The 11762-nt window shown below is 56.5% G+C and carries 18 protein-coding genes; 7 read left to right on the top strand and 11 right to left on the bottom strand.

Annotated features, from left to right (window positions below; all coding sequences use genetic code 11):
• Window positions 1-249: 249 nt before the first annotated feature.
• From HG264_RS04255 to HG264_RS04215, 10 genes are all read right to left on the bottom strand, one after another.
• The gene (locus HG264_RS04255; RefSeq protein WP_169406496.1) at window positions 250-609 is read right to left on the bottom strand and encodes an antiterminator Q family protein; all 360 of its coding nucleotides are present in this window, start codon (window positions 607-609) and stop codon (window positions 250-252) included.
• A 2-nt stretch (window positions 610-611) separates the two neighbouring features.
• On the bottom strand, window positions 612-911 hold the full coding sequence (locus HG264_RS04250; protein ID WP_169406495.1) for a hypothetical protein: 300 nt from the start codon (window positions 909-911) through the stop codon (window positions 612-614).
• Complete coding sequence (locus tag HG264_RS04245) at window positions 908-1264, bottom strand: endodeoxyribonuclease RusA (RefSeq protein ID WP_169406494.1); 357 nt, start codon at window positions 1262-1264, stop codon at window positions 908-910. Before HG264_RS04245 ends, HG264_RS04250 begins: the two co-directional genes overlap by 4 nt.
• Before the next feature lie 199 nt (window positions 1265-1463).
• Window positions 1464-1808 carry a hypothetical protein gene (locus tag HG264_RS04240; protein WP_169406493.1) on the bottom strand — a complete coding sequence of 115 codons (345 nt, stop codon included), beginning with the start codon at window positions 1806-1808 and terminating at the stop codon, window positions 1464-1466.
• Window positions 1809-1869: 61 nt separating this feature from the next.
• A complete protein-coding gene (locus tag HG264_RS04235; protein ID WP_169406492.1) occupies window positions 1870-3099 on the bottom strand; it encodes a site-specific integrase in 1230 nt (409 codons plus the stop codon).
• A complete protein-coding gene (locus HG264_RS18570) occupies window positions 3096-3221 on the bottom strand; it encodes a hypothetical protein (protein ID WP_256663768.1) in 126 nt (41 codons plus the stop codon). Before HG264_RS18570 ends, HG264_RS04235 begins: the two co-directional genes overlap by 4 nt.
• Window positions 3221-3907 (bottom strand): replication protein P, encoded by a 687-nt coding sequence (locus tag HG264_RS04230; RefSeq protein ID WP_169406491.1) that lies wholly within the window; start codon window positions 3905-3907, stop codon window positions 3221-3223. The genes HG264_RS18570 and HG264_RS04230 overlap by 1 nt, the downstream gene beginning before the upstream one ends.
• A 2-nt stretch (window positions 3908-3909) precedes the next feature.
• The gene (locus tag HG264_RS04225; RefSeq protein WP_169406490.1) at window positions 3910-4659 is read right to left on the bottom strand and encodes a DnaT-like ssDNA-binding domain-containing protein; all 750 of its coding nucleotides are present in this window, start codon (window positions 4657-4659) and stop codon (window positions 3910-3912) included.
• Window positions 4659-5372 (bottom strand): phage antirepressor KilAC domain-containing protein, encoded by a 714-nt coding sequence (locus HG264_RS04220; RefSeq protein ID WP_169406489.1) that lies wholly within the window; start codon window positions 5370-5372, stop codon window positions 4659-4661. Before HG264_RS04220 ends, HG264_RS04225 begins: the two co-directional genes overlap by 1 nt.
• Before the next feature lie 212 nt (window positions 5373-5584).
• Entirely contained in the window at window positions 5585-5815 is a 231-nt protein-coding gene (locus HG264_RS04215) for a hypothetical protein (protein WP_169406488.1), read from the bottom strand.
• A gap of 103 nt (window positions 5816-5918) precedes the next feature.
• On the opposite strand from HG264_RS04215, the gene HG264_RS04210 reads away from it, so the two are divergent.
• From HG264_RS04210 to HG264_RS04190, 5 genes are all read left to right on the top strand, one after another.
• Window positions 5919-6671, top strand: coding sequence for a S24 family peptidase (locus tag HG264_RS04210; protein ID WP_256663767.1), 753 nt, complete (start codon window positions 5919-5921; stop codon window positions 6669-6671).
• A gap of 100 nt (window positions 6672-6771) precedes the next feature.
• Window positions 6772-7878, top strand: coding sequence for a nucleoid-associated protein (locus HG264_RS04205; protein ID WP_169406486.1), 1107 nt, complete (start codon window positions 6772-6774; stop codon window positions 7876-7878).
• Between the two features lie 107 nt (window positions 7879-7985).
• Entirely contained in the window at window positions 7986-9098 is a 1113-nt protein-coding gene (locus HG264_RS04200; RefSeq protein ID WP_169406485.1) for a hypothetical protein, read from the top strand.
• Window positions 9099-10016: 918 nt separating this feature from the next.
• Window positions 10017-10400: a helix-turn-helix transcriptional regulator gene (locus tag HG264_RS04195; RefSeq protein WP_169406484.1), complete on the top strand. Its 384-nt coding sequence runs from the start codon at window positions 10017-10019 to the stop codon at window positions 10398-10400.
• 86 nt (window positions 10401-10486) lie between these two features.
• The gene (locus tag HG264_RS04190; protein WP_169406483.1) at window positions 10487-10726 is read left to right on the top strand and encodes a hypothetical protein; all 240 of its coding nucleotides are present in this window, start codon (window positions 10487-10489) and stop codon (window positions 10724-10726) included.
• Between the two features lie 183 nt (window positions 10727-10909).
• Here the strand turns inward: HG264_RS04190 and HG264_RS04185 are convergent, their stop codons facing one another.
• On the bottom strand, window positions 10910-11254 hold the full coding sequence (locus HG264_RS04185) for a hypothetical protein (RefSeq protein ID WP_169406482.1): 345 nt from the start codon (window positions 11252-11254) through the stop codon (window positions 10910-10912).
• A gap of 151 nt (window positions 11255-11405) precedes the next feature.
• Here HG264_RS04185 and HG264_RS04180 point away from each other — a divergent pair, with 151 nt between their 5' ends.
• Both HG264_RS04180 and csrA read left to right on the top strand, forming a co-directional pair.
• The gene (locus HG264_RS04180) at window positions 11406-11564 is read left to right on the top strand and encodes a hypothetical protein (protein WP_169406481.1); all 159 of its coding nucleotides are present in this window, start codon (window positions 11406-11408) and stop codon (window positions 11562-11564) included.
• A 10-nt stretch (window positions 11565-11574) separates the two neighbouring features.
• On the top strand, window positions 11575-11760 hold the full coding sequence (csrA, locus tag HG264_RS04175) for a carbon storage regulator CsrA (protein ID WP_169406480.1): 186 nt from the start codon (window positions 11575-11577) through the stop codon (window positions 11758-11760).
• Window positions 11761-11762: the final 2 nt, after the last annotated feature.

Here is an 11762-nt window from a genome sequence, read left to right as displayed (position 1 = left end):
GAAAGGCCCAGCGCAATGGCCGGGCCTGAAATAAAAAAAGCCGCACGATTTGAGCTTGAGGCGACCGGGTGACTCCCAATCCGTCCAGAGGCTTGGCGGCTATAAAGGTGCGCAGATAGCGCAGACAAAAACGAAAAAGCCCCGGCTGTTAAGGCCAGGGCTTTATTCTCAAGCGGTAAAACCGCAATCTGCGCACAATCTACCTGTTTCGTGTTAACACAGTCAACACTTAAAACACTATATGTTGTGCTATGCCGCCATCAGCACGTCTATATTTGCCTCGACGTATGCCCTACCCGCTATTAACAGCTCCCGCGCCTTGAGTCTGGACAGGCCCAGCATCCGCCCGACTGCATGCATCGTACGCCCCGTGCAATAGTAGATGCGCAGGCAGTCCGCCATTTGCGGATCACGGCGCCACATACGGGCCACAATGGCGTCAATCATCAGCGCCTCATCGTCGGTAATCGCAGCAGCCGGGGTTGATTCCGTCGCCACGTTGTCCCGCATCAACGCATGCAGTGGGCTGGTGTAGCCCGGCACGCCAGATTGCTGCCAGACCCAGCGGCCCCAGTTCTCCAGCAGGTTCTCGGCATCGGTGCGCGACATAGTTAATCCCCTGTCCAGTGACCACGGTGACCGCCTCGGCCAGTGTCTTGATAGTCGCGTTCAGGGCCTGATGCATGCTGCCCTGCCCGCTCCAGCTGCCGTGCGCGCTCAAGCGTATGGGTCAGCATCCGCCCCAGCTCAATGGTGATGTCCTGCCCTGCACTGGGCAGCCAACCCACGCCAGCGCAGGTGACACAGTCGAGCTCATGAAACAGCCCGCGGGTGAGGCCCTTGCCCTTGCACTCGTGGCAGCGGCACGGCATGCGCAGCGGCTGAATGAAATCAGGTCCGGATCGCTTCATTGGTCGCCCTCCGACAGGAAGGTCAAGCGCACTACGCCACCCTTGATAGGTGTGTCACTGATCGTCGGGGCCGTGCGGAAGCGGGAATCATCGACGCCCAGCGCGTCCGCCACGCCATCGCGGCCCGGCTTGAACGCACCGGTACAGTTATCGTCGTCTCGATGGCGGCGGTCAGGCGGATAGAACACAATCTCAATCGGGATCGGTCCGCTGACGGGGGCCTTCAGCTTCGCCTGCATGGCGAGAATGCGGCAGGTGGAGCGGTAGCGCTTGGCGATGCGGGCTTTCGCTGCCCAATGTGTGCGGGCGTTGGGTGACAGCTCTTTGGGCGGCCATGGCAGATCAATTATCATTTTTCTTGCACCTCTCTATTACCGCTTCCATCGACTTGAATCGCTGCGGCCTCTTCCCAGAGCTGGAGCTGAGCCAGTACACCGGGTGAGGCATCAGCGCGATGTACAGCCTGTACTTGCCGTTGCCCCAGGTGTCCGGCGCAATCTTTGTCCACCTGGTGGAACGGGTCGTCTCTTTCGAACCAGCACTCGCCACAGATCAACCGTGCGGGTCTGTGTAATGCAGGCCGTCATTCGAGTTGCGCCCGATCTGCTCCATGCGCGCCTCGCCTTCCGTCCATAGGTTCTGCAAATCGAGATCAACGCCCCGGCTATCCTCTTCGCGCATCTCCTGCCAGCGCACCAGGCTGTCGATCACATCCTGAATGTCATGGGCCAGATCCTTATGCCCCCGCATGCCAGCGCAAAGCAGCTTCTTAACGGCGTGATCGATGGGGCCTGCTGGAACGTCGAACAGCTCAACCACCCGGTACACATCGACCATGCGCAGATGGGACACGTCTTTCTTGTAGTGCCCGTGATCCCGCTTTTGCTGCTTTTCCATTGAATTGCTGCCTCTCTTTTTACTGTTCCCCGGTAATGCTGCATCCCGCGCCCGCTCTGGCTTAGGCGGCATTTGCGCAAACCGCCTTTTCGCCGTCGATCAAGCCGTGGATTGCATCAAAGCCTCTTGCATCTAACCAGTCATGCCAGCGCTTGAGCGCATCCAGCTTGAGGTCATCCGCCGTGGTGTGAATGTAGGTCTGCGCTGCAAAGCCCATCGCATGGTTCAGCAGCAACTCCCCGATCAGGTAATCCACGCCAAGGTCAGCCCAGCCGGTACGGGCCAGCTTGCGCAGGTCATGGCTCGACCATTCGCCGCCGCTGATGCGATTGAACAGGTAGCTCGCCGCCTTCTCGGACATCGCATTGCCGGGTGTGCCTGGGAACACAAAAGCGCTGTCCTTGTGCCTGAGATTCAGGCTCGCCCGATACCGCTCCAGCAGCGCGCACACCTGCTCGGTTAGCGGCATCACATGCTCAGTGCGGGTCTTGGTTGCATCGGCCGGGATAATCCACACGCGGTCGCTCAGGCTGATATGCCTCCACCGGGCCTGACGGGTTTCCCCTACCCGCGTACCGTGACACAGCATCATCAGCGGGAGCATTGCCTGGGCTGCGTCCTGCTCCCAGATACCTGCGAGCTTCTGCAGCAGTGCCTCGGCATCCATCGAATGAAGCCGTGCTGCCTTGGGCTTAATGCGGGCCTGTACAAACTCACAGAACTTCATGCTGGCCATCGGGTTATCACCGATCAGCTCCAGACGGTGCGCCTGCTTGAATGCCATCGTCAGGATGCGCAGGTTCTGCCGCACATAGCTCAGTGACAGCCGCTCCTGTAGGGGCCACATCAGACGGCGATCGATCACTTCCCGGGTAACCTCTCGCAGCGGCACAGTACCCAGCAACGGCTCGAGATTGCAGTTGATGGCCGATGCCACGCCAGACCGGCGCTTAGCGCTCAAGCTGCGATCACGCTCCACGCGGGCGCGGTACCATTCCAGCAACTCGCCGACAGTGCTCCATTGGGCCGAGCCAACCACAGCAGCCGGATCCGCTGCCAACCGCGCACGCAACTCAGGCAACATCCCCAGCACCGCCTTGGCTGACAGCTCCGGCCAGGTGCCGACCTTGTGCCACTTCTTCGCCCGGATCAGAAACCAGCTTGCGCCGGTACGGTCCTGTCGAAAGCGCAACCGCAACCCGGGGTGGCGAGGGTCCCGCAAATCACCCGCAACACCCTCCGCCTGACGCTTGATCTCCGCCTCGCTCAGCTGCACCTCAGCGCAGCTCATGGCGTACCCCCCAGCAGCCACGCGCACAGCATCACCCCGCCAACGAATCCCACCCACAGCACCATCGTCAGGCCAAGGATGCGCAGCCCCGCCACGCCCACGTACTCAAGCTTTTTCGTCATCACGCGCACGCCCCAGTCAGTGAATTACGCAACCCAGCCAGTGCAGCCCTCGCGGTGGCAGGGTCGCCCTTGCGGTGCACATCACGCGGCAACGCCGGCGCCGGTTCGGCCAGCTGCTCACCCTGCGCCACGCGCTTGAGCACCTCGGCGTAAGCGGCCGCAAACTTCAAACGCCCCACCTCGGCAGGCAGGGTCAGCAGGCTGTGCCGGCTGCACTGGATCGCCGCATGGAATACCGCCACATGGCTCCAGCGCTCATGCCCCGCCACAGACGGGTGGCTGTTGCGCTGCGCCTCCCAGTACGCCGTCTCGGCATCAGGCGCACCCAGCTCCGCAGCGGTTGGCCAGCAGCGCTCGATGAACTTGCCCACCGATGGAATGAAATCACCCGGCTCCTGTCGGCAGCGGGACAGCCCGCGCTCGATCATCGCCCACTCGGTGATGCCCGCATCCAGCAGCGCCTGGGTCCACTCCGCCTTGGTCAGCCGGTACAGCTCCTCGCTGTTCCACGCCTGCTTCCACGCCGGATAGATCGAGCGCAGACGGGCGAACAGATCGTTGATCAGCTTCTCGGTGGCACGCTTGACCTCGGGTGGCAGTTCCTTGGCCTTCACCGGCGCGGCGGGAGCAGCAGGCGACGCAAGCAACTTGCCGGCGGATGGAATCAGTTGGTTAACGGTTTTCATGGTCACTCTCCCAGCCAGCCGGTGGCGGTGTCATCGAAGTTCGCCCCATTGGCCTGTCTGGCCCGCAGCGGCACCACACGAGCACCCTGCACCTGGTCGCGCTTGATCCAGTTGATCAGCGCACTCACAAACTCCGTCTCGGGCTTCACCGTCGCCTTCGCGCTGTGGTGCACCACGAACGGGCCGATGGCATCAGGGGTGAACAGGGTGATATCCAGCCCGGCGCGTTTGGCGTAGGCCGCCAGGGTCTTCGGGTCGGGTTGCCACTCCAGGTGCATGGCGATCACACCGGCTGGCAGATCGTCAGGCGTCGCATGCGGAGTGTGAGGGGGGTTTAAATCTTCTTTAGTTCTAGTTCTAACTCTAGCTCCGGTAGGTGTCCGCTTTTTGTCCGCATCGCTTGCGGACACTTTGCGGACACATGACTTACGCTTTGCGTCCATGCTGCGCCGTTTTGCGGACGCACCGTTGTGTTCATCGAAGTTTACGACACGCAAACCGCCTTCTGCCTTGATCATCCAGCCGATATCAATCAGCGCTTGGCCAAGCCCGGTCACGCCGGTTTTGCGGTCAATGGCGCGCACTGTCAGCTCAGACAAAAAGCCATCCTCTGAATGCTCGTCAGCCATCGCCCACAGCCAGTACAGGCCACCCACTACCATCGCCTCCGGCTGGTCCGTCATATCGCACAGGCGCGACACACGGGGGTCATTCCACAGGTTCGTGCGCATCTTTATCCATTCGCCGGCCATCAGCTCAGCCCTCCCACTTTCAGCGCCAACTCAGCCAGCCCTTTAGGTGTGACGCGAACCTGTGACGCAAGCCGTTGTAACCCTTCGTCACTGCCCAAGACCGTTACCTTGTGCTCGAGCAATCCAGCAGCCAGCCGCGGCTGATAACCCAGCCAATGCGCGCAGCCTTCACGGCGATAGATCCAGCGGTTCACCTGCATCCACTCCAACAACACCTTGCGCTGTACGCCGAGGTGCTTGGCCGCGTCAGTCATGCACAGCGTGCCCCGGGCAGTGGCCAGACGGTTCAGTGCGGCAATCTTCGGCGCCTGCTCTTGTGTGACGAGGCGTAGTGACGTGACCTCATCAGCCAGATCGGCAGCCAAGCGCAATGCTTCGGGTAGGGTTTGGGGGATGCGGAGCTGATTGGCTTCCAGCTCTTGCCAGCGGTCAACGAGACGCGCTGTGAACTCGGGGGATAGTTGGGCGACAACAACGATACTGTCGCGCTTGCCCTGGTCACCGGTGAACAGGTAGTGGCTCGACGGCCTGCCGCCTGTTGAGGGCTTTTCCTCAATCTGAGGAAAAGTGATAACGCCCTGCTCCGCCAGTGTTTCGATGGTGCGCTTCACATTGTCGTGCCGCTTTCCAACCAGGCCAGCTATTTCGCTGCTGCTTAGTGTGATGCTACTGCGTGACGCCCTGTCGTGTGTTGCCTTGATCATGGTATTCATATAATCTTTCCTCATTGCTACTGCTGTATCGAGCCCGGTCTAGCCACCGGGCTTTTTTGTGCCTGCGATTTAGCTGTTCCGTTGTCCTCATCTATCAGTGCAAAGGGAAAGCCCCTCTTTTCCATGGTCTGCACTGAAAAAAATTACTGGATAACTAAACAGGCCCCGCAGTGTTCTTACTTCCCTTGTCCCGCTGATCGATAATGTTTATGTCAAGCAGCCGCCAGCTCAGGCCAGACGACCATCCAGTCGTTCGGGCGAAGCTCTTGGCGGGTAACAAGGCGATTGGTCGCGACCTCAATGCGAGCCGCAGTTGCGGCGGACGCAGCCTTGTTCCCATAGCCGATCTGGCGCAGGTAGCCGCGAGAGGTACCTGTAGCGATAACCTGCTCGTCCGTGGCCGTCTTGACCCAATCGAGCAGATCGTTATGTCGGATTCCCATATGAACCTCCGGTGGTATTGCCCAGCATTATTACCGTCCGGTAATCACAAATCAATACCATCCGGTCATTTACCTTCTAGTAATGGAAATGGATTATTCAGACATGGACATACGCGAAGTGCGCAGACGCAACCTCAAGTCGCTAATGGATCGCGAATTCAATGGAGTTCGTGGGGCGCAGTCGCGCCTGGCGGAGAGACTTGGAAAGCCACAGAATTTTATCTCCCGCTGCTTGGCGGCCCCTGAGCGCGCAGGGTCGAAAACGATCGGAGAGGATTTTGCGCGAGAGATTGAAAAGGCATTCGGGCTAGATTGTTATGCCTTGGATCGCCCTATAGCCGCGTCGGCAGACATAAAAAAACCAGAAAATAATAAAGACAAGGAGAGCAACGTGATCGCTGCTGATTTCTCCAGCAAGGGCAAGCTCAAGGACGGGGAGATATCCATCCCTCAGTACAACGTGCGCGGCGCCCTGGGCCACGGCCAGATACCTGCGGACTACATCGAGACAATCCGGCACGTGACGGTTCATGAGTCTCTGTTGTCCGGGCGCGGCATCTCATTCAGCAAGGCCGATAATCTGGCCATCATCACTGGCTTCGGCCAAAGCATGGAAGGCACCATCAACGACGGCGACCCGCTGATAGTTGACCGCGGCGTCAACCAGTTCATTGGTGACGGTATCTATGTCCTGACCTGGGACAACCTGCTCTACGTCAAACGCCTGCAGAAGCACTCCCCCACCCACTTCGACATGATCAGCGACAACCCCCGGCACAAGGATCAGGTGATCAACATCTCAGATGTGACGGTACACGCACGGGTGTTGCTGGTTTGGAACGCAAAAAAACTTTGAAGCTGGCTATCTATGCACGTGTCTACTAGGGCGCATGCTGCTGGCTTGGAATGCTCGTAACTTATAAATCGACCGCTCTTCAACTTCAAGGAAGGATCCAATGGCAGAGATCGCCATCTCGCGTGTCATCGTGCACGAAATCGTAAAAGAACAGCACAAGTCCATATCCAAAAGACACATCCGAGAAACCGTGCTAAACAGCCAAAATGCTACGGTTAAAAAATTAGTTGAAGGCGTGACGAAGGTCTATGGAACCCGCATGAACGGCGCTCATTACGGGACGTTTAAGACGACCCATGATAGAGGTCCGTTTCCAGATGGCTACAAAACCTACATCAACAGCTCCCAAGGCGATGGCGATTTTATCGCTCTTAGTAAGATAGCTATGGGTGAGCTGTATCGCCTGGCAGAAATCGCCACAGCGTCAACCGGCGGTTATTTCATGTTTGCTGATTACGTGATTGCTGCTGAGCGCTTTCTGCTCGTGGTAATGATCAAGAAAACACCTGGCATCACCATAAGCCCGAACCTTGAGCCTGAGGAACTCGATCGGCTTGAGCTCGATAGAATATCCTCAGCTGCAAAAATCAACATAGCGAAATACGCTGCTTTTTTAAGCGCGAGCGAAGAACAAAAACAATCGATAAACTATCTCAGCTTCATCAGTCCGAGCTCATCCAAAGGCACTTCCGGCTATTTTATCTCAGCAATCGGGTGCTCGAAAGGATCTACGTCTTCTCAAGCCACCAAGCGGGTCCTAACTGAGACAGAGAAATGGTTTACCGAACGAGCAGACTGGAAAGTAAACACTAAAAGACTGAGACAAGAGCTAACGGATTATCTTTCCCAACAGAAAGCAGACGAGAAGTCAGCAAGACTTTCAGACATTGGAGAAATTGTCCGAAAGAGCATTCCGACGAAATATTTGGAACAAGCAGAGACCATTGTCGAAGAACTGACCAAACATCTTAATAGCGAGGACATTGGCGTTCCAGTTGAGTTCCCAGTCCATGCTGGCGAGCTAAAGAAGAATACACATATCAAAGGGAAAACAAAGAACTGGAACCTCGAATTCGACCGTATGGCGCTTGGTAAAAGCGATGCCGCTACCGTATACTACAACAGTAAAAGTCAAACCATCACACTAAAGAACCTTCCTGAAGAGCTGCTGTCAGAAATACAGGCTCAGCTCAAACTTGGTAGCTAGCACGAATGAATATAAGCTCGCTGGTCCAACTCTATAGAATAAGCCATAAAATTTCCTTCGAAGAAGGTATCGTTTCAGGGGTTATTCCTTTCGAGAACGGGCTGCGAATGATTGATGAAATCGCGACCAGTGGCAGTGCAGTAGTTGATCATCTCACGGTAGATGGTGTGTCGGTCGACACAGATTATATGGAAGACGCCCCTTCCCAGGGTTGCGAGATATCCTTTCGGATTCACACGCACTCTCAGAGTTTGTCCACCTTTCACCAAAACTTGACCGCATTGCTCGCCTCCGGCTCAGAGATTTCTCGCGGCGTCTGCCCATCTCAATACTATATCGTGGGACTGGATGCCTATTCGGAAGACATAGAACCCCATTGGGCCGTTGAGGCTATTTCCACCGCCTGCAAAGCTGTTTCCCTTCTCGCCAAGGTTGCACATTATCATGACAGCAAGAGCGAGACAGGTTGTCTTCAGCTCGTATTCGTCGATGCCGGTTCCGCGCAATCAATAAAGCCGTTACTTATCAATACCGTGGTTTCAGAAGAGATCATTTCGATATGCCGCGACATTGACATTACTCTTCTTGAGCAACTAGCCCAGGCGGCACCTGAATCGGATCCGCACTATGCGAGCCGCAGGGGCGTCTTTTATGCAACCGTATCAGAGTTTCTGGGCGGACCCAGCGCAAAAGAAGATAGCTTTAAAAGGCTTCTTTCTGGATGGACTAAATTCTCCGAACTATTCCAGGCTAACCTTAATACATACTTCAGTGGCTTTGCATTTCACAAAGCCAAGAGAGAGGTCGCAGAAGCGGAATTTGACATCGCATCACAATACTCAAAGATCCTTGGAGATATAACAGGGAAATTGCTGGCAATCCCTGTATCTTTCGCAGCACTCATAGCCTTATCCAAGTCTGATGACTTGCTTGAAAGCATATTTCTGGTTCTAGGTCTAACGTTTGCTTCTCTTGTCATCAGCGGAATTGTCCATAATCAGCGTCGGCATTTCAGTCTCATCAAGCAAGCGAAAAATATCGTCATTGATTCCATAGACGGAAAGACTGATTCGTATCCTGAAGATTTGCGCGTCTCCATTGAAAAAATGAAAACATTCCTTAAAGTGGACGAGTGTCGATTACAGTGGACATTGGCCGCACTGCAGATACTCGCCTGGATTCCCGCTCTCATAGGTACCGCGTATCTGTATTACGCCTAGCCTAGAATGTCAGTTCGTGCCGAGACGGCAGACAATGAATTATTAAGACAAGGGCCTGGCTCCCGGCCTCATTCCAAGCACGCATTGCATCTTCCACCCCCTTCCCGCCACTGTGTCTTTCGCTGCTAGGGCAATCCCTTACCCTGTGGTCAGCTACCTCCACCCTTCCCGCTTTGCCCCACAGAAGTCACATACCCGATACGCCCCGTACCACCCATCTCGCCTACGCATATCACCATGACAGCTCAGGCACTCCCCATCGCGTAAGGCCGCATGCCGGCGATACAACCTGTACACATTCCAGGCAAACAACCCGCCGCCTGCTATGGATACCCCTGCGCCAGCGAATATGGAAACCAGCGTAAGCGGATCAGACAGTCCCAGGTAAGGGCTGAACTGTTGCAGCCCGCGCTGAGCCCAGGCCATGACCACCAGGCCAGCGAGAAAAGCCATAAATGGCGGGAGCAAAAAACGGCCGTAACGCAACATCCGTGTGATATCCATATCCCTGTTTTTCCTCAGAAAAAGAACATTCTACCATCCCGGATCGCATCGCGGTTTGATCCTGCCCCGCGTCTTCCGGCGTGGTCCTCCCAGCGCCATGCCGATAAATATTACCTATTGGTATTGACCAATGTATTACCTCACGGTAATCTTTATTTCATCGAAGCAAACCACCGCTTCCCAGGGCAGCAAGCCGGAGCCCAAATCCGGTACAGGGGATGCCTCACCCCGCTCGTGCAGCGTCGATCGAGAAAAGAGAGTGCCGGTAGCCTGCGCGTGACCGGCTGTTGGATCCTCAGGATCCCCGAGAGTGCCAAGGCACAGCCCAGCCCACCGTGGTTTAACGGAGGCACAGAGTTTCCTCATGCACCTGGTCACCGGGTGCATCGGGAAACAGCAAGCAGGAGCAGACACATGAACGCAATTGTTCACAACCAATGGAAAGGATTTCTCGACATGGGCCTGGCCCTGAGAGAGCTGGAATTCACCTTGATGGTAGCCGCCGGCATGACGGGCAAAGAAATAGCAAAGCAAGCCGGCTTGGCCCCCGACAGCGTTAAGAAGCGCATCGCATCGGCCATGTTCAAGCTCAAGGCTTCGAACCGGCCCCAGCTGATCGCCAACGCCATCCGCAACGGCATTATCGCCCCGCTCGCAATACTGCTGATGGTGTGCACGGTAGTAATCGGCGGCACACCCGATCTGGAACGCGCCCCAAGAGGCAAAGTCCGGATAACCAGAATCGCAAAACCCGGCACCCGGGACGACCTGCTCTACAACCCGTTTGATTATGTATAGGCGGGCTTACTAATCGAAACGCCAGACAAGCGCTTCCTCGATGATCTTCGGTGAGGGTCATCCGGGAAACCACAAGGAGAAAGGAAATGGACTTGATCCATAAATCGGCCATGACGATCGCCAGCGCTACGCAAGGCAACCCGGTCATCGCTACGTTCGTTGTCATCATGTTCGTCTTGGGCATACAGATGCTTGAGGTAACCGTGGAACAGCTCATATGGGGCGAGCGCTTCGAGCACTGGCTAGACGTGGTGATCATCGCCGCTTCTATCGCATACGCGGCCTACGTCGTTTACGCCTGCGCATTGTTTAACTCTGGCAGGTGATAACCACCCGTCAACGGATCGGGCCAGCCTCGACTGTTAGCCGCTTGCCTACCTCAAGCACGCGCTGTACACGGCGGCGCAGGCGCACCGAAGGTTAAATCCGCCAGCCAGGATATTTGCTCCCCATACGGCTCACCTGGAGCCGGGCGCCACACAGGCGACTGGCCGGGCGAAAGCGGCCACTTATTCCAGTACTGGTATCAGCAGCCACAAACGATAGATACCCATAGCCGCGACCACAACTGCAATCGAAAACAGGCAAAAAGCTGCAACGTTAAGCTGCCTGGGGCGACCGGATATTTTGGCGTATCCGGGCAGAACAGTGTCCTGGGTAATGATTTCCCGGTAAGGCCTGCAAGCCATCTCACCGATACCCCACAGGGTGCCGGCAAGCGACAGCAATATGACCGTCAGGTTATCGAATTGCAGCTCGAAGGTGAGCGCGGCAAACAATAGTAGAAAACACAGAATCATCATGATCTTGAACCATTCATCGGCGATAAATCGCGCCAAAACAGAGACCGCCATCCGGTCTGCCCTCCTTTGCAAGCTGCGTCGTGTGGTGCGCGCAGCATAGCGCAAAGCCCGTCACCTGGGCAGTGGTGAGCAGCCGGGGCTGACCGGCACCTATTCACCCTGGGCGAACGCTCGATCAGCCCGGCACCTCAAGGAAGAGATCATGAAAACGTTCGAAGCAATCCTTCTCGCAATCGTGCTGTGCCTGGTCGCCGGCGAGCTTGACCGCTCCACCATGGCCCGTCGACCAGCCAGGCCACGCAATACCACCGTCGTCAGAGCGGCGGGCAAGGATCCATCAGCCCCCGTCTTCATCTTTTAAAGGAATCCCCATGTTGATACTCACCCGCCGCATTGGCGAAACCATCCTCGTCGGCGATGACGTACGCATCACCGTTACCGGCGTCGCCGGGCAACAGGTACGGCTGGCAATCGACGCACCGCGCGACGTGCCGGTTCACCGCGAGGAAGTGTACGACCGCATCAAGGCTGACATCGAAGCCGCGCCAGCCAGCTGACA

The sequence above is a fragment of the Pseudomonas sp. gcc21 genome (assembly GCF_012844345.1).
Lineage (GTDB): Bacteria > Pseudomonadota > Gammaproteobacteria > Pseudomonadales > Pseudomonadaceae > Halopseudomonas.
The sequence above is the reverse complement of the archived record's forward strand: the minus strand, read 5'-3'. Positions and strand labels throughout refer to the sequence as shown.